13 protein-coding genes are annotated in these 26,721 nt (G+C 44.2%); all 13 read right to left on the bottom strand.

The features are described from left to right. Positions 1–87 precede the first annotated feature (87 nt). The 13 genes from BUC01_RS09460 to BUC01_RS09400 all read right to left on the bottom strand — a co-directional run bounded on the left by BUC01_RS09460 (position 88) and on the right by BUC01_RS09400 (position 26,658). On the bottom strand, positions 88–1,686 hold the full coding sequence (locus tag BUC01_RS09460; protein ID WP_025831662.1) for a xylulokinase: 1,599 nt from the start codon (positions 1,684–1,686) through the stop codon (positions 88–90). A gap of 2 nt (positions 1,687–1,688) precedes the next feature. After that, complete coding sequence (gene araA / locus BUC01_RS09455) at positions 1,689–3,197, bottom strand: L-arabinose isomerase (protein ID WP_073313522.1); 1,509 nt, start codon at positions 3,195–3,197, stop codon at positions 1,689–1,691. Positions 3,198–3,239: 42 nt separating this feature from the next. Further along, complete coding sequence (locus BUC01_RS09450) at positions 3,240–3,923, bottom strand: L-ribulose-5-phosphate 4-epimerase (protein WP_073313520.1); 684 nt, start codon at positions 3,921–3,923, stop codon at positions 3,240–3,242. A gap of 12 nt (positions 3,924–3,935) precedes the next feature. After that, positions 3,936–4,613 carry an NUDIX hydrolase gene (locus BUC01_RS09445; protein ID WP_025831664.1) on the bottom strand — a complete coding sequence of 226 codons (678 nt, stop codon included), beginning with the start codon at positions 4,611–4,613 and terminating at the stop codon, positions 3,936–3,938. Positions 4,614–4,622: 9 nt separating this feature from the next. Continuing rightward, a complete protein-coding gene (locus tag BUC01_RS09440) occupies positions 4,623–6,317 on the bottom strand; it encodes a sodium:solute symporter (RefSeq protein ID WP_073313517.1) in 1,695 nt (564 codons plus the stop codon). Positions 6,318–6,342: 25 nt separating this feature from the next. Further along, positions 6,343–7,482, bottom strand: a complete 1,140-nt coding sequence (locus tag BUC01_RS09435; RefSeq protein ID WP_025831665.1) for an aldose epimerase family protein — start codon at positions 7,480–7,482, stop codon at positions 6,343–6,345. 191 nt (positions 7,483–7,673) lie between these two features. Then, positions 7,674–9,566, bottom strand: coding sequence for an arabinan endo-1,5-alpha-L-arabinosidase (locus BUC01_RS09430; RefSeq protein ID WP_025831667.1), 1,893 nt, complete (start codon positions 9,564–9,566; stop codon positions 7,674–7,676). A 41-nt stretch (positions 9,567–9,607) separates the two neighbouring features. Beyond that, a complete protein-coding gene (locus BUC01_RS09425; protein ID WP_025831669.1) occupies positions 9,608–11,428 on the bottom strand; it encodes a RagB/SusD family nutrient uptake outer membrane protein in 1,821 nt (606 codons plus the stop codon). Between the two features lie 25 nt (positions 11,429–11,453). Continuing rightward, positions 11,454–14,699 carry a SusC/RagA family TonB-linked outer membrane protein gene (locus tag BUC01_RS09420; RefSeq protein ID WP_073313514.1) on the bottom strand — a complete coding sequence of 1,082 codons (3,246 nt, stop codon included), beginning with the start codon at positions 14,697–14,699 and terminating at the stop codon, positions 11,454–11,456. Between the two features lie 18 nt (positions 14,700–14,717). After that, the gene (locus BUC01_RS09415; RefSeq protein WP_025831671.1) at positions 14,718–16,493 is read right to left on the bottom strand and encodes a RagB/SusD family nutrient uptake outer membrane protein; all 1,776 of its coding nucleotides are present in this window, start codon (positions 16,491–16,493) and stop codon (positions 14,718–14,720) included. A 7-nt stretch (positions 16,494–16,500) separates the two neighbouring features. Next, positions 16,501–19,575 (bottom strand): SusC/RagA family TonB-linked outer membrane protein, encoded by a 3,075-nt coding sequence (locus tag BUC01_RS09410; RefSeq protein ID WP_034524266.1) that lies wholly within the window; start codon positions 19,573–19,575, stop codon positions 16,501–16,503. A gap of 76 nt (positions 19,576–19,651) precedes the next feature. Next, positions 19,652–21,871 carry a LamG-like jellyroll fold domain-containing protein gene (locus BUC01_RS09405; RefSeq protein ID WP_175560875.1) on the bottom strand — a complete coding sequence of 740 codons (2,220 nt, stop codon included), beginning with the start codon at positions 21,869–21,871 and terminating at the stop codon, positions 19,652–19,654. Positions 21,872–22,395: 524 nt separating this feature from the next. Then, complete coding sequence (locus BUC01_RS09400; RefSeq protein WP_073313502.1) at positions 22,396–26,658, bottom strand: hybrid sensor histidine kinase/response regulator transcription factor; 4,263 nt, start codon at positions 26,656–26,658, stop codon at positions 22,396–22,398. Between the last annotated feature and the right edge of the window lie 63 nt (positions 26,659–26,721).

Below are 26,721 nucleotides of genomic sequence, written 5' to 3'. Positions count from 1 at the left end.
TCGAAGGATCTGCTCTCTTTGTTATGGGAGAAGAGATGCTTCGGCTGCGCTCAGCATGACAGAATGTATGATTATCAAGCAGAATAATTACTTTTTAAATCTTACCGCTGCTTCTTCGATGGGCAATGCTGCCTGATAGTTTTCGATGTATGCGTTAAAGCCTTTTACATCTTCAACCGTAGGTGATATCTCAACACCTGCATCCCCACCAAACACCTGCTCGTCCAGGAAAGCGTCGAGAGGTTGCTTCTTCTCGTTGTTCACAAGGAATGAGCCCAGCAACGCAATACCCCAGGCACCACCTTCACCGGCCGTTTCCATTACGGAAATGGGTGAGTTGAGTGCTGCTGCAAGTACTCTCTGGCCCACATTCTTAGTTTTGAACAAGCCTCCGTGTCCTGTGATTCTGTCAACTTTCACCTTTTCTTCTTTGAAAAGAATGTCATTACCAATCTTGAGGACACCGACAGAAGCGTACAAGTGCGTCCGCATGAAGTTCGCAAGGCTGAACTTGTCATTGGCCGAACGTACAAACATCGGTCTTCCATCTGCAAATCCTGTTACAGGTTCGCCTGAGATGTAATTGAATGAAATGAGACCACCACAATCCGCATTGCCTGTCAGGGCATGGTTGTAGAGTTTTCCATATACTTCGTTCATATCTACAGGTATACCCAGCAGTTCCTGGTATTCCTTGAACAGGTTGATCCATGCATTGAGGTCGGACGTACAGTTGTTGCAATGTACCATGGCTACGGGACTTCCATCGGGAGTAGTAACCATATCGATCATTTCGTAGGGCTTTGACAGATCTTTCTCCAATACAATCATGGAGAATGAAGAGGTACCTGCCGATACGTTTCCAGTACGCTGCTTAACAGCATTGGTTGCCACCATACCGGTACCTGCATCTCCTTCGGGCGGGCAAACCGGTATTCCGGCTTTCAAATGACCGGATACGTCGAGCATCTTAGCGCCTTCCGGTGTCAGGAAACCTGCATTTTCACCGGCGGGCAATGCTTTAGGAAGAATATCCAGTAACTTCCAGTCGTATCCCTTCGGAGCGATTAACTCGTCGAACTTAGCCACCATTTCAGCGGAGTAGTTCTTGGTAACCGGATCTATAGGGAGCATACCCGATGCATCGCCGATGCCCAATACTTTTTGACCTGTTATCTGCCAATGGATAAAACCTGCAAGTGTTGTCAGATAATCGATATCTTTCACATGTTCTTCGTTGTCCAGAATAGCCTGATACAAGTGAGAAATGCTCCAACGCAGAGGAATATTATAAACGAACAGCTCTGATAAAGCAGCTGCAGCCGCACCCGTATTGGTGTTTCTCCAAGTACGGAAGGGTACGAGAATCTCTTCTTTATCATTGAATGCCATATAGCCATGCATCATGGCGCTGACACCGATTGCCGCCAAGGTTTCTATCTCTATATCATACAGGCTCTTCACGTTTGAACGAAGGTCGGCGTAACAATCTTGCAGTCCATACCAGATGGCCTCAACGCTATATGTCCAAAGTCCGTCCACCAACTGGTTCTCCCAGGTGTGACTTCCTTGAGCGATGGGCTTGTTTTCCTGGTCAATCAAAACAGCCTTGATTCGGGTGGAGCCGAATTCTATGCCAAGAATGGCTTTACCTGCTTCGATGGTTGATTTTGCGTCTGGTTTCATAATTAACAAAGCGCTTTGTTCAACATGTAATATACTTCATTCATGCGCAGTTCTTTCTTGAACTCGCTGATAGTTGTATTTTCATCGATAACTACCATTTCGATACCTGCCATCTCTGCATAATCTTCCCAATATTCTACTGTCAAGTCGTAAGAGAAGCTGGTGTGGTGAGTACCACCTGCCAGAATCCATGCAGCGGCACCTACTTCGAGGTTCGGCATCGGAATCCACAATGCGCTGGCAACGGGAAGTTTGGGCAGCGGTTTGCTCTTGATACATTCCACCTTGTTCACGATAAGACGGAAACGGTTGCCCAGGTCAACAATCGTAGCGGCTACGCCTTCACCTTGCTTGCTGGTGAATACAAGACGTGCAGTTTCGCTATCGATACCAATGGCAAGACGGTGTACTTCCAGTTTCGGTTTTGCTTCGGCAATCAGCGGACAAACTTCCAGCATGTGTGCCTGCAGGATAGCGCTCTTTTCACCGTCGAAGTGCAGTGTATAGTCTTCGAGGAAAGAACATCCCTTCGGCATGCCTTGGCTCATGAACCAAGTGGTACGGTACAATGCAGCCGTTTTCCAGTCACCTTCTGCACCGAAACCATAACCTTCTTCCATCAGACGTTGAGAAGCCAATCCCGGAATTTGGTCAAAGTCACCGAGGTCGTTGAAGTTGGTAGTAAATGCTTTGGCACCTGTGTCTTTCAAGATACGACGGAGAGCGATTTCTGCTTTTGCAGAGTTCCAAACTTTGGTATAAGCTTCAGTTCCGGCCTTTTCCAGTTCAGGAGCATGGTCGTATTCTTTGAAGTAAGTATCTACCATTGCCTGTACATCTTTGTCTTCTACTGCATTGTAGTACTTCATCAGATCGTTTACCGGACAGTAGTCTACGTGGTAACCTAAAACTTGTTCAGCAGATACCTTGTCACCATCAGTTACGGCAACGTTGTTCATCTGGTCACCGAAACGGATAATCAGCATATCCTGTGCATCGGCCCATCCGGCGCAAACACGCATCCATGCTGCAATCTGACCTTGCGCTTTTTCGTCTTGCCAATGGCCTACAACCACTTTGCGGTTCTTGCGCATACGGGTTACAATATGACCGAATTCGCGGTCACCATGAGCGGACTGGTTCAGGTTCATGAAGTCCATATCCATTGTATCCCAAGGAATTTCCTTGTTGAACTGTGTATGGAAATGCAGCAACGGCTTCTTCAGTTCCTGCAAACCGTGAATCCACATCTTTGCTGGAGAGAAGGTATGCATCCAAGTGATAACACCGATACATTTCTCATCATTGTTGGCAGCCTTGAATGCGGCAGTTACTTCTTTGGAAGAATTTACAGTACCTTTATAAACGACTTTAACAGGCAGATTTCCACTGGCATTCAGCCCAGCTACCATTTCATTACTGTGTGCGTCTACTGCGATAACTGCGTCACCTCCGTACAGGAGCTGTGCTCCGGTTACGAACCATACTTCATATTGATCAAATGCGTTCATAATTCTTTAATTTTTAGTTGTTAATTTTTAATTGTCGATTGTTTACTGTCCATAGTAAGCGTTAGGCCCATGCTTGCGGTTGAAATGCTTTTCTACCAACAGCGGATTCATGGTCAGTTTCGGATTGACGGCATAAGCAATGCTTGCCATCTTAGCCACTTGTTCCATTACCACTGCGTTGTGTACAGCATCGTGCGCATCTTTTCCCCAAGAGAAGGGGCCGTGATTCTTTACCAGTACTCCCGGTGTGTGTACAGGGTTCAGCCCTTCAAAGCGCTTCACGATTACATTTCCGGTTTCCATTTCATACGCTCCTTCCACTTCTTCCTTTGTCATATCTGCCGTGCAAGGTATGGCATCGTGGAAGTAATCTGCGTGTGTCGTTCCGATATTCGGAATGTCACATCCGGCTTGTGCCCAGGCAGTGGCATAAGTAGAGTGGGTGTGTACCACACCACCGATTTCAGGGAAAGCCTTGTAGAGTACCACGTGGGTCGGAGTGTCTGAGGACGGTTTCAAGCGTCCTTCCACTACCTTGCCGTCGAGGTCCACCACCACCATGTCTTCCGCCTTCATATCGTCATAACTTACACCACTGGGTTTGATGACTACCAGCCCCGACTCGCGGTCGACAGCCGATACATTTCCCCAGGTGAAAATAACCAGTCCATGCTTCACCAACTCAAGGTTGGCATGGAATACTTTTTCTTTCAGTTCTTCCAACATAATATTAATAAATCACAGTTTAAATTTCGGTGCCTTGCGGTATGCCTTTTCATTGAACTTATACAAGGCTGCTCCGCGTTTGGAACCGGTTTTATCAATCTTGTCCGTTTTTTCGATGTAGTCCATTTCGGCTATCCGTTTGCGGAAGTTACGCTTGTCTATCTGTTCGCCGTAAATAGCCTCGTAAAGGCTTTGCAACTGAGACAGGGTGAATAACTTCGGCAACAGATTGAAACCGATGGGTTCTGTAGATGCTTTTTGTTGCATCAATTCACGTGCCTGCTCCACCATCAGTGGGTGGTCGAAAATCAAAGGAGGCAGTTCGTTGATGTTTACCCAGTAAGCATTATGCTGATGCACCAGTTCGCGGTCGTACTCATTGATATTGATCAGTGCATAATAAGCAATGGAGATAACCCGTTCTCCCGGGTCACGTTCCACTTCGCCGAACGAACCTACTTGTTCCATATACACATTCTCCAATCCGGTGAGTTCTGCCAGTACACGTTTGGCCGCATCATCTATACTTTCACCTTGTTGCACAAATCCACCCATCAGAGACCATTCGCCCATTGCCGGCTGAAAGTTTCGTTTCAGCAATAACAGGTTCAGTTCTTCTTCGTTGAAACCGAAGATTATACAGTCGATACCAACGTAGAAGGTGGGATTTGAACTATAGTATTTATTCATAATGTCTTTTTACCAGAAATAGATATAGAAAGCGGCAGTGATACCCAGGATAATAAGCGTATGGATAATATCCCAATGGTTCCAGCTGACACGTGTTTCCGCTTTTTGGGCAGGAGTAGCGGTACCGAATACCAATCCTTGTATCTTTTCTGCTGTAGGTGCTTCCGTAGCCAGGCTGACCAGGATAACCACAATGATACAGAACAGGAACATCCATCCGCAGAAGAACAACCAGTTCATATCGTAGAACAGATATTTGAATGTACCGCCGGCTACATCGCCTGCATTGCTATAATATACTTTGGCTCCCAGACGCGTCAGACCGATAACCATACCAGCGATCAATCCCCACATACCACCTTGCGCAGAAGTACGTTTCCAACAGATACCCAACAGGAAAGCTGCGGCGATACCCGGTGCCAAAACAGATTGTACGTCTTGCAAGTAAGTATAAAGCACGTCGCCTACGCTACGCATGATGGGAATCCACAGAATACCCAGAATTACAATCACTACAGTTGCCATCTGACCAATGACTACCAGTTTCTTTTCTGATGTTTTGGGTTTGAAACGTTTGTAGAAGTCAATGGTAAACAACATAGCTGAGGAGTTGAACAGAGATGCCAGTGAACTCATCAAAGCTGCCAGAATACCGCAAACTACCAGACCTTTAACACCTGCCGGCAACAACTTTGCCACCAGTGTGGGGAAAGCTGCATCGGCATTCGCGTTACCATTGGCAAGCATCGGCAAGAAACCTTCACCACCGGCACCCAGATATTTCTGATGCAATGCGAAAGCAATCATACCCGGAATAAGGAATAAGAATACAGGCAACAGTTTCAGGTAGGCACCGAAGATAGTACCGCGGCGTGCTTCTTTCTGGTTCTTACCTGAAAGTACACGTTGCACGATGAACTGGTCAGTACACCAGTACCAGAAACCGATGATAGCCGAGCCTATCAATGCTCCCAGCCAAGGGAAGTTAGGATCGCTATTGCTACGGATTAATTCTGTCATCGTATTGCCTTGATCGTTTACGGTCACTGCACCACAAATTCTCATCATTTCGTCCCATCCACCCAGTTCTCTGAAACCAAGAACAAGGATAATCAGTGAGCCCAATAACAAAATCGGGGTCTGCAATACAGAAGTATAGAGTACTGACTTCATACCACCAAAGATAGTATATAATGCAGTTATTAAAACCAAGCCGATAGCTGCAATCCAGAAGAAGTCGATACCCCAAAGTTCTTCAATGCCGAATACCTGTTGGAATACCAAACCACCGGCATATACCGTAACCGCAACTTTAGTCAATACATAGCTGATTAAAGAGATAACGGATAATATGGTGCGTGACTGCGGGTTATAACGACGTTCCAGGAATTCCGGCATCGTATATACCATACTTCTTGAATAGAAAGGCACGAATACCCATCCCAAAATAAGAATCATCCATCCTTGAATCTCCCAGTGCGCCATAGCCATACCACTGGAAGCTCCTGCGCCTGCCAAACCAATCAAGTGTTCCGAACCGATGTTTGATGCAAAAATAGATGCACCAATCGCAATCCATGTGGCATCACGTCCACCCAGGAAATAATCTGCCGAGTCGTTCTGTTTTTGTCTGACAACCCAAACAATAATACCTATCAGAGCCAAAGCGAAGACTCCAATCACAATCCAATCTAATGCTTCCACAATTCTAATATTTAAAAGTTAACTATTATTTCTCTACTGAGAATTTAAAGATACATTCGCTGTTGTAAGTTTGTCCCGGTTCCAGTACAACGGTCGGCCATTCGGGTTTGTTGGGGCTGTCGGGATAGTGTTGTGTTTCCAGGCAAACGGAAGCACGTTGATTATAAATAATGCCTTTCTTACCGGTTACAGTTCCATCCAGGAAATTGCCTGTATAAACTTGTATACCCGGTTCGTTAGTATAGACTTCCAGTGTGATGCCGCTTACCGGTGATGTCATCTTGGCAGCTACCTGAGAGAGGTCACCCTTTGTATTCAGCACCCAGTTATGGTCATAACCGTTTCCGTTCTTCAACTGAACGAAATCAAAGTTTGTGATATCTTGTCCTACAGCTTTGGGAGTAGTGAAATCCATTGGTGTATCTTTCACTGTTGCGATTTCGCCTGTAGTCATAAATGTGCTGTCTACTGGAGTGTAATTATCTGCATTTACATATAAGATATGATCAGTTGCAGCATTTGCAGGATTACCGGATAAGTTGAAGTAGGAGTGGTTGGTCATGTTGATAACCGTTTTCTTGTCTGTAGTGGCGCTATACTTTATATCTATAGCGTTGTCATCAGTCAGTTTGAAAAGAACTTTAGCTGTTACGTTGCCGGGGAAGTTTGCATCTCCGTCCGGTGAAATGCGGGTCAGTTCCAAAGTAGTGTCGTCAATCGGATTGGCTTCATATACCTGATATTGCCAACCTTGGGGACCACCATGCAGACAGTGTCCGAAGTTATTTTGTGGTAATTGGATCGTGTCTCCATCCAATACAATTCTTCCCTGGTTGATGCGGTTTGCATAACGACCGATAGAAGCACCGAAATCACTCGGAATGTTTACATAGTCAGCAATGCTGTCAAAACCCAGAACGACGTCCTGCATATTCCCGTTTTTGTCGGGAACCATAATAGAAACGATGCGACCGCCGAAGTTAGTGATGCATACTTCCATGCCCGACTTATTCTTTAAAGTATAAAGATTCGTCTTGGCATTGTTTACTTCTGTTTGGAAATCCACCGGATTGAGACCGGACAAAGTCAACTCCTGAGCTGGCTTGTTATTGCACGCAGATAGCATCAGTGCGGCAATTCCTGCAAGTAGAAAACTGTTTTTCATGGTTCTATTTTTAATGTAAATGAGATAATTATCCGATTTTGGGTGTAAAAGTAACACTTTATTTTGAGTGTATCAACTACACTACTATATGTTATGTAACATAAAAGCAAAAAAACTGCCTGAATATGGTGCTATTCAAGGCAGTTTTTCAGAATGAGAATGAGCGATTATTATGCATTTACTTAATAAAGCTATTTACTCTTTTTGCCCCAATAAGTCTTGTTATCGGTATAGGAAGCGTAAACAATAGTATGCGTTCTTGGTTTTGCTTCCCAGTCTGTTTCTCGTTGTAAATACAAGTCCACACCATTAACGGTTAGAATTTGATTCTCGGCGTCGAAACTCCATGAACTATCTTTCCAGGTTCCTTCTGATACTTTATGATCGTCAGTCAAGGTCATTGTAGAAGATTCTTTTTGCTGCCCGAAGACATATGACAGATCAATATGTTCCCAATCACCGATTAATTCTTCTTCAGTGATAGCCGCTTGAGGAACAGCTCCATAACGTTCAGGCATAACCAGAGGCCATCCATCTTTAGTCCAACGAATGCTACGTACATGTCCCAGCATGACGGCATTGTCTACACTTTCAGGTAAACGTCCTTGTGAGGCATAGTACCAGTTGCCATTACCGTCATCGAATATGGCACAATGTGAAATACCTACCCAACCCTCGCTATTGGCGAATTTATATGGATGGGTTACGACTGGATACATATCAGCCCCTTCGGTAACATTGGCACCATCAATGCCTAAATAGGGACCGGTAATACTCTTTGAACGGGCGACGCGTGTGTTGTAAGGTGTTTCCAAAGCATCGTAAGCCATAAACAGATAGTAATATTCCGTTTGGGGATTGTAAACGATTTCAGGACCTTCACTTGCTTGCCAACGATTACCCGCTTGGCGGGTGGCAATTAACTGCCCATATTCAGCAGGTGCATTGCCTTCAGCCCAGGGAATACCCAAACTTTGTTTTGGCATACCGGTCACTTCATTCAGTTCCATAGCAACAATACCACTGTGCCATGAACCATAAATCAACCAGTGTGCACCTTCGGGGGTAATTATGTAAGAAGGATCGATAGCATTCCATTTATAGTAGCAGTTTGCCCAGTCTCCTGCGGTAACATTAAACTCAAGCCCTTTGTCTGAAGCATTCGTCACTATATACCCTTTATCTACCCATCCATCATTATTAGAAAGATTGGTATTTTCCATCATTCCGATAAATGCACGTTCACTCCAGGTACCTTCACCGTTGAGTAATCCCGGACAAGTGATAGAATAGTACATACGATACAAACCGTTTCTAACTTTGCGCACACAGGGAGCCCAGAAACCATAGGAAATTTCAGCAGCAGTAGCAACGGATTGCAATCCCATTCCTTGACGAATCTCATTTAGCTTGGGAACTACCCAACCGGGAAGTTCTTTCATTGTTCTGCCCAGATATTCCCAGTCAATCAGGTTCTTGGAGCGGCGTGCATGGAAGTGTCCATGTCCTCCATGGGCATTACCGTATGAAGCATCAGTCTGATACATATAATAGTATCCGTCTTCACCCAACACTACCGTAGGATCGTGTACATTGGCAAGATTCCATTGACCACGCATGCTCCAGTCTGCTATAGCGATATAATTGTCGGGGTAGGTGGGGGCTTGATAAGCCGCTAACTGTTCATCTAATGTACCATCGGCTGTACTGAACGTGAACTCTGGTGAATAGACTACATCACCTTGGTAGATGCATACGAATGCACGTGCATAGTAAGTGCGTTTCGGAGCTAAATCCGTGAGAGTGGCAGACAATGTTCCATTACTGATGAGTGCTTTGACTGTGGCACTATGGATGGTAGGAGACGATTGTAAACTGTAGCAAAAGCCGGCACCGCTATAGCGTACATCATCGCGCATGTTGACTGCCACACTAAGTGAGGCAGATGAAGTGCTTGTTTCACCGGTTACGGCAGGCGTTTCTATGGCAATTCCCTCGGTTCCATAGTCGTTGTCATCGTCGCTGCACGCTCCCGTAAAGAGAGCGGCTGCGAACAAGGCAATAAGACATTTATATTGTTTCATAACTTAATTCTTTAGATGTTTTGTTCTGTAACATTTTCCCTTTATTCAGCCGGAGTTTCTTCATTCGAATCGTTTTCATCTCCACCTGTAGAAGTACTGAGTTCCCAACCTTGATTTTGTCCCAGCCTCGGCAGTCTCTTAGTTTCCGCATCGGGTATCGGGAAGTAGTAATTCTTAGGCACATTGAATGTGCGTGAGGGATAATTTCTGGCAGAGCCGTATGTGTACACTGCATTTTCCGGATTTGTAACAGTGACACCATAAAGATTATAGACCTGCTTGTAGTATGGCAGATTTTTTTCGCTGGATGGTGTTTGAGCTTCAAAAAGCTTCCAGCGACGTTCGTCGAAGAAACGGTGGTCTTCAAAGCACAGTTCAATACGTCGCTCGTTGCGAATGCGTTCACGGAGTTGTTCCTGATTCATGCCGCTATAAGCAGGCATACCTACGCGATCGCGTAATTCGTTGATATATTGATAAGCTTCGGATGGTCCATAGGCTTCGTTTACGGCTTCAGCTGCGTTCAATAAAACCTCTCCGAAACGGAAAATGGGACACACATGATTATAGTTTGACGGACTCTTGAATGACATATTGTTCAAGTACTTTTTTGTATAGTAACCTGTTAATGTACCACCGTTTTGTGTCTCATAGTCTGCTCCGCTAGGATAAGATACGTCAATGGCACGTTCCTCCTCATTCAGTTTGTCTCCCCAGATGGAGCCCTGATGCAGGATCGTCTGTTCAAGGCGCGGATCTCGGTTGGCATACGGATTTTGAGGGTCGTAACTTGGGTCTTGGTCAATGGGCAAACCATTGATTGTTTCATAAGAATCAACTAAATTCTGGGTCGGATTCGTTCGGCCGCTTGAATTGGTAAAGCCGGCAGGAGCCAGATAATCCTCCACTGTATGAGTGGTCCATACTGAACGGGTCAAGATATATTCGTCGTTGAAATATGGGGTTGTTACGAAACATTGATAATAGTTCTGTGTAGGATCATTATCAGATGTTCTGTATAGCTTGTATGGCTTCGTTTGTTGATTGTTTCTGGTTATGAACGCACGCGCTGCTTCGGCGGCTTCTTTCCACCATTCAATGTTATTGGTCGGATTGTTTAGTGGAGAAGCTCTGTAAAGCAGGGCCCTTGCCTTTAAGGCATAAGCAGCGGCACCATTCACGCGTCCCCAATTCTCATTTTCGTTGCTGTAGCGGAACGGCAATACGTCTTTTACCAAGTCGCATTGGTCGGCAACCCATTTCATAACGTCTGCACATTTATTGCGCGGTACATTCATGCGTGGGTCATTCTGTTGGAAAACGATGGGTACACCCTCTTCATCGTCGCCTGCAATAATGATGTCGCCAAACCAAGAAGACATGTCGAAGTGGAAGATGGCACGAAGCAATTTGGCTTCGGCCACATAGCGATCATACAAATGATTATCGTCACCGGTCTTATCATAGTTGCCAACTACTTCTTCGCGAACATTCTTTAGGAATAGATTTGATGCCCGGATAGCTCTGCTGTTTTTGGGCCAAAAGTCATTGGCGAACGGGTGGTTAATAGCTGAATAACCATCTGTAAGTACACTGCCATAATACAGTACTGACCACCAACCTAAAGCGTTATCGGTCATGCAATCGCGGGATGCGCTTCGGAATTGTCCATCTGTGTAGCCAACAAAAGCGTCCGGTAAATAAGTGTAAATATTGGCTAAGAAACCACGGGTGTTTTCGTAGCTTCTGAATACTTGCTCCTCGGAGAGGGTCAAGTCCACTTCCTTTTCCAGAAAGTCGCTGCAGGAAGAAGTTCCGGATGCTAACAGCGCTATTGCTATATATTTTATAAACTTTTTCATATTCATAATCTTGTTTATTGAAAGGTTAGAAACCAACGTTTATACCAAAAGAGAATGTGCGGGTCTTAGGATACCACCATGTGTAACTCATAGGCTTTTCCGGATCCAGATTATCAGGTAAGTGACTCCAGTTGAATAAGTTGTATCCGCTAAAGTAGATACGGCATTTGGTCATACCGGCTTTTGCAATCAGTCTTTTGGGCAAAGAGTATCCGAGTTCAATGTTGCGTAGTGACAGATAATTTCCATTAACTATCCAGATATCATTCATATAAGTGTTAGTACTTCTTTCACTGTCAATAGGATTGAATCCAGCATACGTGGGACGCGGATAGGTTGCATTGACGTTTCGAGGGTCATTCGGATCATCCGTGTAGTATCCCCATGCCTTAGTGATTTCATGAGTTGCCTGGTGTCCCCAAGGAGACCAAGTCATGGCAGGTGAGATGAATACTGAACGATTCAGATATGCCGTGAGCGTTGCCTGTAAATCAAAACCTGCATATTCAACACCAAAAGACAAGGAAGGAGTTATTTCGGGGATAATGGTATAACCACTCGGAATCATGTCATTTTCATCAATTTGGCGGTCACCGTTCAAATCTTTGAAAACAGCTGTACCGAGATCTTGCCTTTTTGCACTACCTGCAGCCGTATTATACGGATATTTTTCCGGATGATCGATAGCATCTTGTTGACTGGTAGCAATCAGGTTGGGATCGCTTGCCCATTGTTGGAACTTATAAATATTCCAACCACCTACTGTTCCGTTGAATACATTTTCATAAAGTCCGGCTACAGAAGTGTATTCAAATATCCGTTTACCAGTCTTGCGCTGCCACTCTACATTCGGTTCCGTTTCGTCCATTTCGGTAATCTTGTTGGTATTCCAAGTCAGCATGCCTTCCAAGAAATAAGTCACTTTACCAATGCGGTTACGATGTCCGATTGTTAACTCCATACCTTTGGTTTCGGCTTTTCCATAGGCATCTTGTGCTACACCGATACCCAAAAGGCTGGGAGTATTGGAACGGGTTACAAGAATATTGGAACGCCATTCCTTGAACGCGTCGAATGAGCCGTAGAGTCTCTTATGCCAGAAGTCGAAATCTACGCCGACATTAAGCATATCAGAGAGTTCCCATTTATTGTTGTGATTGCCGGAGAGGGTTTCTGCCACCCCGCCTACGCCTGTATTGGAAGTTCCAAAGCTATAACCGGTACTTGTTCCAAAAGTACTTTGGTAGGGGTAACGATTACTGCCCGTAGAAGATTGACCAACGTGACCGAATGAAGCGCGTAGTTTCAGCAGGCTGATATTCTTGTTTTTCAACCATGCTTCTTCTGAAGCTACCCAACCAAGAGAGGCTCCGTAGAAATTTCCCCAGCGGTCTTCCGGTGCGTAGTTATCACTGGCCATCCGCGAAAAGTTTCCAGAAAGGATATACTTGTTATCATATACATAAGTTGCCTGTCCGTTGTATGACAAGAAACGGTTGGACGAAAGCTTGCCTACATCATGGTTGTTAGCGTCGCGTACGTTTTCCATATTCTGATATGTACGTATGAAGGCGCGGGCATCTACAGCATGTTTCCCAAATGACCGGTTATAGCTGAAACCGGCATTGAAATTAAAATTGTAGTAGTTGGCGCGTTCATTGGCAGATGGGTTGGTCAAAGCAGAATACTTGGTAGTTTGTTTGTATTCAAACTGTGACGGATCTTTTACGTTCATATTCATGTAATCGTACTCGTAAGAATTCACACTGTTATCCTGAGTAGATTGAAATACATCAAAGGCATCAAAACTAACTGTTACGTTTGCTTTCAGTCCTCTCACCAGTTCGGACAGGTCGCCTGTCACATTAACGGTAGAATACAAGTTACGACGACGGTTTTTGTCCTGTCCGGATGAACCTAACAAACGTGCAGGATTCTGAGCTGTGTTCTTGGAGTACAATTCTCCGTTGGGTGTGTAAACAGGAGCCATCGGGTCGGCTTCTACTGCACCGAACGTTACCAATGAGAATACACCGGTACGGGGCTGAGAGATATTATCGATACGTCCACCCAGGTCCAATGATACATTCAGATACTTGTTTACGTCAATGTCCAGATTGGAGCGCAGGTTATAGCGGTTCAAAACGTGCTGGGTACTGAATTTGTCATTATATTCCGTCCATTTGGAATTCCACATACCTTCTTGGCGGAGATATGAGAATGATACATAGTAACGTGCACGGCTGCTTCCGCCACTGATCTGCATATTTGTTTTATAGGTAGGAGCCATGTCGCGATACAACTCATCAAACCAGTTCGTATTGAAGTACCGGTATCGGTCTATACCTTCCAGTTCTTCACCGGCAGTCACACGACGATACATTTCAATTTGTTCATCCGAGTATTGTGGATTGCTTCCATCCAGATAGAGTACCCGGTTGGTAGTCAGTGCTTTGTTATATGCATTCTGGTTTTCCATTTTGTTGCTCAACATCTGGAAACCTACTTCTTGCGTGAAGTCTATCTTCGTCTTTCCTGTTTCACCGCGTTTCGTGGTTACCAGAATGGCACCATTGGCACCGCGCATACCATAGATGGCTGTTGCGGCTGCATCTTTCAGAATAGTGATATTCTCAATGGGGAAAGCGTCGAGAAATGAAAGGTCGCGTTCTACATTGTCTACAATTATTAGCGGATTGCGGGCACCGGAGTTCATGGTACGTATACCGCGGATATACATGGCGGTTTCCGTCCATCCCGGTTCGCTGGACCACTCATAAGTCTCCATACCTGTAACAGTAGAAGAAAATGCATTCTGGAGCACCGTAATGGGATACTTCTGTAGCTTTTCACCAGCTACTGCCGAGGTGGATTCAGTCATAAACTTCTTTGGTTTGCGGGTGAAAGCTATTGGCATTGTGTGTAGATATTCGTCTATGTCAGGTTCCATCACAATTTTGAAGTTATCATCAAATTCGGCTGTAGCCGTAGTATTCTTGTAGCCTATGCTACTTACGCAGAGTTCATCGCCTACTTTTACATTCTTCAAACTGAAGAAACCGTTATCATCAGACAGAGCTATGCGGCTCTGCTCGGTCACGTTCACAATAGCTCCCGGAATTGGGGTACCGTCAGGATCTAAGATACGCCCTTTTAATATCTGTTCGTCCTGTGCCCGGACTGTACCGGATAGGATAATCAGGACTCCCAACAACAGGAATTTGCTGATTCCTGCCAGTTTGTTCATTATATGATTCATATTGTTATACATAATATATTCGATTTAAGATTACCAGCCTGGATTATTTTCAATGTTCGTCTTCCAGTATTCTCCCTCAGGTATCGGATAGAGATACATTTTATCTTCGAATACGCGTTTTTGGGCTACTTTACGTGTGATGGCTCCATTTTCAGCCACATTCACTCCGTAGATGTCACGTGATAACGCTTCAGTTGCTACATTCCAGCGCCGAACATCCCATGCGCGATGCTCTTCGAATGCAAATTCGATGGTGCGTTCTTTATGGATGAAGTTGCGCATCTTATCTTTGGTATTCAAGTCGGTGCGGTTTGCCACGCTGCCTGAGATACCTGCGCGTTCGCGTATTTGGTCGAGCATGGAATACACTTCACTGCAAGGGCCGTTCACTTCATTCATAGCTTCTGCATAGTTCATCATGATTTCAGCATAGCGAATGATAGTCCACAGGCGATAGGCTGTTCCGGAATGTTCAACGCTAAGAATTGATTCGGGAATATACTTGCGTACATAGTATCCTGTAGGAGTAGAGTTTGCATTACCTCTTGGGTTGTCACGCATTCCAAATCTTACGTCAATGCTTCCGCTACCCCATTCAGCTCCTTGATAGAGAACTGTGGCAGCCAGACGCGGATCGCGATTGCTCCACGGTTGGGCATCATTGTAACCGCTTGCCGGGTTGATGGCGGGAATCATTGAATTGCCGGTATATACCGGGGCGCCGGTAGCATCATACTCGCTAAAGGGAGAAGAACCGTCCACCATGTCGTACATATCCACCAGATTCTGTGACGGGCAAAGACCACCGTTTCCTCCTTCACCTACCGGTGTGTCATTTTTTATATTGCCCCAATTCTGCTTGTCATCATTTCGGTAGAAGATAACTTCCTTGTTGCTACCTTGATAGGCGGTTCTCAGCAGTGCATTGGTATAGTTCTCTATTCCTAAAGTGGCACCGGTAGCATCTTTAGCATTGAACAATGCAAAGTTTGCTCCATAGGTGTCAATGAATTCTTTGGCAACATCAGCAGCCTGTTGCCAAGTGATACCAGATTCGCTACTATAGCGCGGACTTGCCATGAAGAGCATAATGCGTGACCGGAGTGCGCATGCCATAGGCTGACCGATGCGTCCTGCAGTACTTGATGCCCATGCTGTTTCATAATCCAATAAATTACCTTCACAGCTTTTGAGTTCCTCTAAAATAAAGTCTACTACATACTCTTTTGTCGTGGGACGAGTCGTATATTTACTCATCAAATCGCCGTTAGGGTCAAGCACTTCTGTCACAATGGGGATAGGACCGTAGCGCAGAAACAGTTCCCAGTAAAAGTATGCGCGCAGGAAGCGGGCTTCCGCTATATAGTTCTTTTTGTCTCTATTATATTTGTCTTCGCTGTCGGCAGGGTTTTGGGGCACTTCTTCTATGCGGGTGAGAAGCATATTGCATTTGCGGATGCCGCGATAGTAGTGTTCCCAAGTATCAACCAGTTCGGATGCACCCGAACCTCCATAGAAGTTACCGATATTGAAAGAGGTTCTTACACCATTCCCATAGGAAGTCTCAGCCAAATCGGTTGCTGCATCTAGCCAAGTAGTACTGATGCGACCTGCACCGTGGCGCAGGAAATTGTAAGTGTCGAGGTGGAACTGTACCGTCAGATTCCAATCACTGAACACTTGTTCGCCGGTCAACTCATTGCTGGGTTGTTTGTCAAGGAAGCCACCGAATATATCCTCGCAGGAGGTTAGGGTAGTGGAGGCAATACCAAGGGCGAATATACTGTATAATAATGCTTTCTTCATGTTTCTATCAGAATTTAATGTTTACACCAAAGTTTACGGTTTTCATAATCGGATAGCGGTTTGAACCGTTGCTTTCCGGATCGGTCAGGCCATCCAAGTCATCCCAGGTAATCAGATTGTTGGCATTTACATAGAGGCGGCAGTCGCTCATCCCTACTTTCTTGGCCCACAAAGTAGGCAAGGTGTAGCTCAGTTCTATATTTTTCAGTCGCATGAATGCACCGTTTTTCAGGAAGAATGAGTTTCCGCGTTGGTTATGATTGCCGTAGCTGTCATAGTGAAGACGTGGATATTTGGCATTTGCTAAGTTTTCAGCTTCACTTTTGGAAGGATTCCAACGGTCCAGATGATGTTCTTTCACCTTACCTCCATTTACAAAAGCGAACATTGCTTCAGCGTCATAATAGCGGCTTACGTGATTCACGCCCTGAAACATAACGCTGAATCCCCAGTTCTTGTAATTAGCTCCCAATGACAGCGCGTACGTGTTTTCCGGAATATCACTGTAGCCGATGAAGGTCTCGTCACGTTCATCAATCAGTCCGTCACCATTCATATCACGATACTTCAAATCTCCTACTCCTACGTTTTCACCAAGTTTGGACACCGGAAGCTTTCCACCGTCAATGTCGGCTTGTGTGATGAATCCATCACATACCAGACCAAAGTACTGATTGATAGGATGACCTTCACGCTTGCGATAATCTGTTTTCAAGTCTGGTTCGTCCATCATGAGGATTTCGTTTTTGGCGTGAGAGTAAGTCAGTCCCACTGTGTAGTTGAAATCCTTACCGATGTGGTTGGCATGTTTCAGTTCGATTTCGTAACCGCTGTTCTTCGTTTTTCCCAAGTTGGCAGCTGCCATGGCCACTCCAACCCATTGCGGACGAGTGAGATACTGTGTCAGAATGTCGTTACGCTTCTCGTAGAAGAGGTCAAGATTACCACTCAGCAGGCCGTTCCACAATCCAAATTCCAAACCGAGGTTATATTTATGGGCACGTTCCCATGTAACACCATAGTTAGGATATTGAGATTCATAAATACCGGATTGCCAGGTTTCTCCATATCGGTAGTCATTACCAATCTGGCTCCATTTCTGTTCATACAGGAAGCGTTGTTTGGTGCCATTTATTTTATATATGTCATTACCTACCTGACCGTAAGAAGCACGAAGTTTCAGGTTGTTCAACCAATCTTGTGTACCTTTCATGAATTCTTCGTTGGTGATACGCCATCCCACAGATACGGAGGGGAAGAAACCGAAACGTTTACCTTTCATAAAGTTCTCGGAACCGTTATAACCGGCATTGAACTCAAACAAATAACGGTCATCATAACCATAAGTAACACGACCCACGATACCTTGATAACGTTCTGCCAGTTCAGCTTTATTACGATAATCATTCTGCATATATAGCATCATACCGGTTACATCATGTTTACCGAACTTGCGTGCATAATTCACCTGAGCCTCCATATAGAGTTTATAGATAGAGGTGAAAGAAGAACCATAAGCTAATTCGGTATCAGTGTTGAATTTATTGTAAGCATCAATAGAATTATAATTATCACGATTGTTTAATTCGTAGGTGGCGAAATTCTTGGTATAATTTCTGCGATGTTCGTTTTCATAGTCGAACGACAACATGCCTTTCACACTTAAACCTTCAGTGAGCCAATCCAATTTATAATCTACAATGAAGTTTGTTTCATTAATAGTGTTTACTGAACGGTAATAACCTCCTTCTGCCAATGCAGCTACGATGTTATTCTGATACTGTGAACTACCGCCATAGAGTGAGCGGGTAGTTTCGCCACTTTGTACTTCATAAGCTACAGGGAATATCCAGCCCGGAGTATGATTGATTTCATAGAATACTTCACTGTAGTCGCCTCTTTCTGTAGTCTTGGGGCCTCTGCGTTCCTCAAAGCGTGTACCGAAGTTTACCGAGAAAGTCAAATCTTTCGTCAAGAAGAAATCGGTATTGGCACGGAAAGCGTAACGGCGGAAGTTCAGGCTTGATTTGTTTCCATACGCATCGTTACTCAGGTTTTTATACATAGAAGTCTGGTCGTAGAATTCTCCGGAAGCATAGTATCGCATACGTTTCGTACCTCCACGAATACTTACGTTGTAACGTTGTGCAGGAGCTGTACTGTTAAGCACCTCATCATACCAATTTACGTTGGGATAGAGCATGGCGTCTACCCCGCTCAATTGTCCGGTTACTGATTTACGATACATCTCAATATCATTATCGCTGTACCATGAGTTTATTCCATCGTTGCGCAAAGCTTCTTCAAGTAGTACAACGGACTGATATGAGTTCAGGTAAGTATCTCCACGTGTAGGGCTTTGAATCTGCCAGTTAGCAGTCAAGCTCACTTCCGGTTTCTGTTCCTTACCACGCTTAGTAGTAATCAACATTACACCATTTGCACCACGCACACCGTAAACAGCTGTTGCTGAAGCATCTTTCAATACAGAGATGGTTTCAATGTCATCGGGAGCGATTTGCGAGAAAGCACGTTCCACACCGTCTACTAAGATAAGCGGTTGCGCATCGCCTGCAAAGGTGGCGCGGCCACGGATAAAGATCTGGGCATCATCAGCACCCGGCGCACCGGAAGTCTGTGAAGTGATTACACCGGGAATCTTACCGGCAATAGCTTGTGATACGTTGGCGGCGGGAGTAGACAATAAGTCTTTGGATGATACCTGAGAGATAGCACCAATGACACTCTCTTTTTTCTGTGCACCATAACCTACTACCACAACTTCTTCCAGCATTTCTGAGTCTTCTTTCAATGTTACGGCAATGGAGCTTTTCCCGTTCAGGCTGATCTCTTGTGTTTGATAGCCAACGAACGAAATCTGCAGTGTGGCATTGCCGTTGCTGACAGTTAGCTTGAAGTTACCGTCCATATCGGTAATCGTACCATTGCTTGGTGTACCTTTTTCAAGTACGCTGGCACCTATGACAGTCTCTCCTGTGGCATCCTTCACAACGCCTGTTACTTGTTTTGATTGAGCCTGGGCTACCTGGCCTATCAGTATCAGGGCAAGCGTCAACAACATGCCAATACACTTGAATCTTGGTGTTGTTTGATGTTTCTTTTCTTTCATATTGCGTTAATTTATATTAGAATAAAGGTTATTTCTTACGGCTAACCAGAACTTTAATTTGTTCCTGAGTTAAAGCTACGTTGTAAATAGAAATGTGGTCGAAAGCAAAGCCCGGATCATTGTCTCCCCAGTTCCATGCTTGATTGCCTCCCAGGCAGATATATTTCAAGTCGCTTCCGTTAGAGAACAAACCTGCAATAACATTCCCGTCGCCTGAGCCCGAAACATTCCATTCATTCTTCAGCACACCGTCGAAGTAGACTTTAGCGTTGGTTTCAGTGAACACGGCAGTATACAAATGCCAATCTTTATCGGCAAGCCAATCTGTGGCATCATGATAAGCCACATTGACACCTGCTGTATTCTGTGCGTCTGTAAAGTCGCACCAACCACTACAGTTAACTTGCAGTACCCCCCTGTATTGGCAGGCCAACATCGGCGCACCATTATCAGTGGCTGGTCCTGAACCGTATGCCATGAACAACGGAGCCCACATGTAATCAGTAGAAGCCCCTGCATTTTCAGAATTTACCCAAACGGCTACAGTCAATTGTTTTGTATCAGCAGTATGAGAGAGGGCATCTTCGGGCAACACTAAATAATTAGAGCGTAGTGCGCCTCCTACATTCTGGAATACATTCCCCCATGCGCCGCCAGGACGTTCGATAGTTCCTGCACCGTAGATTGTGGCATTGCCTACACCTTTTTCAAAGTCGTTGAAATACGTTGGAGTCGGTAGTTTTTTATAGGCAATGATATTATCGATTTCTGCTTTAGTCAACGCTTTATTATAAATGGCAATATCGTCGAACATGAATCCTGGGTCATTATCTCCCCAATTCCATGCTTGGTTACCTCCCAGACAGATGTATTTTAAATCACTTCCGTTGGAGAATAAGCCGCCAATTACATTTCCGTCACCGGAACCGCTAACATTCCATTCATTTTTCAGTACTCCATCAAAGTATACTTTGGCATTGGTCTCAGTCAGCGTAACTGTATAATAGTGCCAACCTTTATCGGCTAACCAGTCTGTAGCATCGTGGTAGACTCCATTGACATGGTTTGTATTTTGTGCATCTGTAAAGTCACACCAACCATTACAGTTCACTTGCAGAATACCTCTATATTGGCAGATAAACATGGGAGTGCCATTATCTGTAGCAGGACCAGAGGCATAGGCTGAAAATAGTGGAGCCCACATATAATCGGCAGAAGCGCCTGCATTGGCAGCATTCACCCATACACCGATGCTCAATTCTTTGGTTTCCGCTGAATGAGAAAGGACATCTTCGGGCAGTATTAAATAATTGGAGCGTTGAGCGCCACCCACATTTTGGAATACGCGACCAAAGTTGCCTCCGAAATCAATGAAGCTACCCTTACCATAAATAGTTGTACCATCGTTTTCTCTTTCAAAATCGCTGAAGAAAACTTGGCCGGGATAAAGCTCGCCACCTTCGACACTGCTGTCTCCGCCTTTCTTCGGCACTGCGATTTCTGCGTTTGTTATCGTATTCCGATAAACGGACAGGTCATCGAGCAGCCACTTCTGATTCTCGGTGTCCGAACCGTATCCTATATATAGATAAGGTACGGACGCCATGAACTGAACGATTTTTGAGCAATCGAAGTCAGAGACGGTTTTCTCTATTTTCTTTAATCCGTCTACATACACAAAATAGCCGTTATTCTTAACGGATATTGCTACATAGTGCCACTCACCGGCACTCATCAATCCGGTTTTGGCATCTGCCGGGTTGTTGTCTTCGTAGCTGCCATCCACACCTTCATAATGTAGCCAACCGTTTGCTGTGAAAAACATGCGTTGAGTGGAGTTTGCATTTTCAAATGAGAAAATAGCTCCCGTTACATCTTGTTCAAAAGTAGATGCATCTTCATCTTCTTCAGGAATGGCTTGTTTCATCCAGAAAGTCAGTGAAACGCCGTCTTGTACTTTCACCTTATTTAAAGGATTAAAGATACGTGCATAACCTCCTTCAAATTGGAGTACTTGTCCGAGCGTTTCATCAGTAAATAAAGAAGGAATGTCGCCATCAGGATAGGCGAATGTTTGGATCTCTTCGGGGTTTAGTTTTTCATCATCGAATGTCAGATTGGCAACCAGCTCAAGTTTAGGTAAAACTTGATGTCCTGGAATTGGGTTCATTTGTCCCCAATCCTGACAAGACCCCATACATAGCGTAAGAATTGCCAGGCATATAGCCGGCCATTTTCTTGTCTTCATAATACAGATATTAATGGTTCAACAATTAGTATTACTACATTCATATATTAAGTAGTGATGCAAAAGTACGCTCATACATGCTTTTAGAGGTGGACAAACGAATATTAGAGGTGGACAAACGAGTATATAAGTGTAAAAACTACAATTATTATAATAGTTGACTTATATGAGATCTTTTAAGATGCTTTTGCTCAACCGGATATCATTCCTTACTGTCCCGATGTTCCATCTTATGAGGGAATGTTCTGTTCCTATCATGGAAATTCTGTTTACCCCAAATGGTAACTTTGTTAACCCCATACAGTAACTCCATTTACACGCCGAGGTAAAGACCGTTACATACCGAGGTAAAGAGCGTTACAATAGGTGGTAAAGGTCGTTACATCCGGCGGTAAATGCTTTTACATTATGAAGTAAATTGTGTGTAAATGCAATGTGTTGAATATTAGCTTACTAATGGATGCTCGTTGTTTGCGTAAGCGGATGTATAACCCACTCTTGTTTTATTTACTGATGTGAAGTTCCTATTCCTCGTTATTCATCAGTTCACTGGGTGTCATATTGAATTGCTTGCTGAAACAACGGGCAAAGTATTTCGGGTCATTAAAGCCTACTTCATACGCTATTTCAGCAATATTCATCTGTTTGGTTTCCCGGTTTTTGAGGAGTAGTTCACGGGCGGTGTTTAATCTGTAGTTACGTATGAATTGTCCCGCAGATTGCCCGATGAGGCTTTGAAGCTTTTTATTCAGTAGACTTTTGCTGACTCCAACGGCCTCACTGAAATCACTTACTTCAAAGTAAGGGTTTTTATAGTGTTCTTTTATGGCTTCCATCACTTGGTTGATGAATTTTTTGTCACCGGATTCCTCCTCTATATTCAGTGCTTCCACATCCATGTTCGTCTTGAACTTCCGTTGGTAGCGTCTGCGATTATCCAGGATGTTTTCGATACGGGTCAGTAACAGAGTTTCATCGAAAGGTTTTAGTAAATATTCGTCTACGCCCGTGCGGTAACTTTCCAGTCGGGTTTCCGGTGAGGTCTTTGCGGTCAGCATCAGGAAGGGGATATGTGAGATGGCAAATGCTTCTTTGACCCGGCGCGATAGCTCTATACCATCCATTACGGGCATCATCAGGTCGCTGATGATAAAATCTACCGACTGGTTGTTCAATACATCAAGGGCTTCTGCCCCGTTGGTAGCTTCGAGTACATTATAATAATCACGGAGAATGGAACGGATGTATCCTCTCATGTCTGCATTATCTTCCACTACAAGAATGGTCAGGGCCAGTCGTTCTTTGGGTAATTCATTCTTTTCCGTTGTTGCTGCCGGTGGTATATTGTTCTCAACGATCAGTTGGTCGCTTATGTTTTCTTCTTTTGGAAGTGGGAGTAGGATGCGGAAGGAGCAGCCGATAGTATGGTTATTACGAACGCAGATTTCTCCATCGTGCATCTTCACGATGCGTTTGCAAAGATATAACCCGATTCCTGTACCCGTTTGGCCGTATACAGGATATTTCGCTTGCTTCTTGGATTGATAGAAACGGTTGAATATTTGTGCGGTGTCTGGCTCTTGAATACCTGTTCCCGTGTCACTGACGCAGAGATAAAGTTTTTCTTCTTTATCGTCTTTAGCCGGAAGGGTGGCTATATATATGGATATGCTTCCGCCATCCGGTGTAAATTTAATGGCATTGCTTAGCAGATTGGTAATAACCTTGTGCATCGCTTCTTCATCAAAGAAGATTTCGGAACTTTTCATGTGGAAATAGTGTTTTATTGAAATATTCCGTTCTCCGGCAAATACTTCAAAAGGAGTAAGCAATGAATGTATAAAACTCACAAAGTCACCTTTTGTCGCAACGATATTAAGCTTACCGGATTCTATTTTCCGGAAATCCATCAGTTGGTTGACAAGAGATAGCAGATATTTGGAGTTACGTTCCACGAAGTTTAACTGTTCTATTACCTGCGGATTATAACTTAGTTTTAGTGCACGCTCGATAGGGCCGATAATTAAAGTTATCGGTGTCCGGAATTCATGCGTTATGTTAGTGAAGAAAGCTATCTTGTCTAATGTCAATTCTTGTACTTTGCGTGCCATACGGCTCAATTGTGCTTTTTGCCGGGTGATTTTCTCATTTTGCAGTGTCAGCATCCTATTCTGTCGGGAGAGTTCTTCCGTCTGGTTCTCTAATAATTGTTTTTGTTGTTCCAGTTGGTAGGTGCGTTCTTCCACGGTGCGGTGCAATAACTCCCGCTGGCGTTTGAAGTTTCGTATGCGCCATTGGTAAGTTTGCCAAGTGGCAAGTAGTGCCAAAACTACAAGAAGCAATATGAACCAAGTTGTTTTATAAAAATAGGGTAGGATGGTGACCTTTAGCTCTGCCATGTTCTCTGTCCCGTCTCCTCCATCCGGTGTATATTTCACTTGTAGGGTATAGCTACCCGGACGCAAGTTGGTGTAGCTTGCAAACCGTCTGTTTCCGGGTGCCTGTACCCATTTGTCTTCAAAACCAAGTAGGCGGTAGCTATAAGTGGCTGTATTATCCGGTTCAAAATTCAAGGCGGAGAATTCCAACGAGAAGGACTTCTCTTTCTCATGGAGTTTTATTTCCTGAGTTACGGCAATGTCTTTGGGGAGATATTTATTGCCGGGCAGGATATTTTCATTTCCGATTCTCAACCGCGTGAAGCGTATGTTGGCAGGTTGAACACTCACAACAGGCAGATTGCTATCGATGGCTGTCAGTCCTGCTACGCTGCCGAAATAGAGTGTACCGTCCGAAGAACGGTATGAGGCATTCCAATAGAATTGTGCATCCGGAAAGCCATCTTGTTTGGTGTAATTGGTGAAGCGGTTCTCGTTTGGGTGGAAGCAGGAAAGTCCGTTATTAGTTCCTATCCAGATACTTCCATTGATATCTTCTTCCAGACTTCGTACATTGTTGTTGATTAAACCTTGGTCCGTATTATAAGATATGAATTTTTCTTTGCCTTGCTTATCAATTATCCGTTTATATATGCCATATCCATTACTGCCCAGCCATAATGTACCATCTTTAGCTTCGCAAAAACAACTGATTTTCTCTATCAGTCCCGATTGGGGATTATCGAGCTTATAGTTTAAGTGACGATGCTGGAATTCTCCTTCCTTTGACTGGGGAGATCGGGTATTAAGATCTATGATGTAGACTCCTTCCGTAGAACCTACCCACAGCTTATTTTCTTTGTCGATAATGGCGCCGAGACAACCGCGGATGTTTTCTGCCATACGGTTAGCAAAAGGGGAAATGAACTTTTGGGTTGCCATATCATAGAAAAAGAGTCCTCGATTGGCGCCTATCCACATTCCATTATTGGTAGGGTCATAAACGAGTACTGCTATGAAGAATAATGGAAATCCTGTTTCCGGGTGTGTATATATCACTTGGAGGGGACGATTCGGTGCTTTAGGATTCATTATGTTGATTCCGCCACCCCAGGTACCTACCCATAGTCGGCCTTGGTTGTCATTGACCAGACTGCTGACTGAGTTATGGCTTATCTCACCACGTTCCCATCTGTAATGGATAAACTGTTCGGTTCCTTGTTTTTTCAGATTCAGTCCTCCCTCTACTGTGCCTACCCACAAACTGCCTTCTTTATCTTCATAAATGACATTTACCGGGTTGTCGGACAAGCTTGCGGGATTTTCTTTATCATGTTGGTAATTGTGTATCACCAAGCGTTTCGGAGTCAGTTTATTGATTCCACCACTTTCAGTGCCGAACCAGATGTGCTGCCCGTCTACTCTTATACAATTAATAAAGTTGCTGTTCAACAGGCTGTTACTGGTTGAACTATGAGTAAGGCGTTCGAAGTTATCGGTGATAGGATTGTAGATGTTGGCTCCGCGTAAAGTTCCTGCAATCAACTGTTTATCATCGGTGATGGCAAGATTGGTCAGATAGTTTTGCGATAAAGAATGAGGGTCATTCTGAATATTCTCATACAGTTTTCTTGTATTGTTGTTCTTGTTGTAACGGAACAATCCTACGTGTGTAGCTATCCAGACTTCATTTTCTTTGGCTATCATGTCCTTGAAATATATGCCAGGCCAAAAAGTTAGTTGCTCTGATATAGAACTTTTTTCTAACTGTCCCTGTGGTGTCGGGGTTATTTTATAGATAGTACCATTGATACCGGTCCATATCTTGCCATCTTCGTCGATATCTTTTAATATAAGGTCCGGTTCATCCTGTTTAGGTAAATCTAATGTGGATAATGTATCTATGCCACCTTCGGCATCGAAAGTTATCCGGTGAAGTGCATTGTCGCATTGCAGCCAGATGCAACCTTGCGAATCAAGAATGACGATATAGGTGGGGTGATTTATAAACCGGGGCAAAAGTCCTTTAGGGTCATTGGGTACTACAGATTGTAGAGTGGATAAGTCGATAATATCTGTGCCTCCTTCGGATACGATCCAAAGACGGTGGAATCTGTCTTCATATACATTGTGGATAAAGTTACTCTTGAGTTTGCAGTGAGGAGTGTTGGGATTGAAATGAATGAATTCATAGCCATCATAGCGTGACAGTCCGCCTCCGGCAGTGGATATCCACAGAAAGCCACGGGTGTCTTTATAAATGTCATCGATGAAATTGTGAGGTAATCCGTCATCCATGGTGATATAAGAAACATTGTACCGATCTGCAAAATGTTCTTGTGCCTGTAAGGATACGGACATAATAAAACAACTATATATGATAAGGTATATAAAGGAGTGACTTTTCATATTGTTTCGTATTATTAAAACAAAGTTAGAAGATTATCCGGTAGTTTTAAAATTTAGCATATG

This window comes from Bacteroides stercorirosoris (genome assembly GCF_900142015.1).
In the GTDB taxonomy this organism is placed as follows: domain Bacteria; phylum Bacteroidota; class Bacteroidia; order Bacteroidales; family Bacteroidaceae; genus Bacteroides; species Bacteroides stercorirosoris.
This window is presented reverse-complemented; position numbering and strand designations above follow the sequence as displayed.

Coding starts and splice junctions, on each gene's coding strand:
- BUC01_RS09460 (WP_025831662.1), bottom strand. CDS start 1,686: ATGAAACCAGACGCAAAATCAACCATCGAAGCAGGTAAAGCCATTCTT.
- araA (WP_073313522.1), bottom strand. CDS start 3,197: ATGAACGCATTTGATCAATATGAAGTATGGTTCGTAACCGGAGCACAG.
- BUC01_RS09450 (WP_073313520.1), bottom strand. CDS start 3,923: ATGTTGGAAGAACTGAAAGAAAAAGTATTCCATGCCAACCTTGAGTTG.
- BUC01_RS09445 (WP_025831664.1), bottom strand. CDS start 4,613: ATGAATAAATACTATAGTTCAAATCCCACCTTCTACGTTGGTATCGAC.
- BUC01_RS09435 (WP_025831665.1), bottom strand. CDS start 7,482: ATGAAAAACAGTTTTCTACTTGCAGGAATTGCCGCACTGATGCTATCT.
- BUC01_RS09430 (WP_025831667.1), bottom strand. CDS start 9,566: ATGAAACAATATAAATGTCTTATTGCCTTGTTCGCAGCCGCTCTCTTT.
- BUC01_RS09425 (WP_025831669.1), bottom strand. CDS start 11,428: ATGAAAAAGTTTATAAAATATATAGCAATAGCGCTGTTAGCATCCGGA.
- BUC01_RS09420 (WP_073313514.1), bottom strand. CDS start 14,699: ATGTATAACAATATGAATCATATAATGAACAAACTGGCAGGAATCAGC.
- BUC01_RS09415 (WP_025831671.1), bottom strand. CDS start 16,493: ATGAAGAAAGCATTATTATACAGTATATTCGCCCTTGGTATTGCCTCC.
- BUC01_RS09410 (WP_034524266.1), bottom strand. CDS start 19,575: ATGTTGTTGACGCTTGCCCTGATACTGATAGGCCAGGTAGCCCAGGCT.
- BUC01_RS09405 (WP_175560875.1), bottom strand. CDS start 21,871: ATGAAGACAAGAAAATGGCCGGCTATATGCCTGGCAATTCTTACGCTA.
- BUC01_RS09400 (WP_073313502.1), bottom strand. CDS start 26,658: ATGAAAAGTCACTCCTTTATATACCTTATCATATATAGTTGTTTTATT.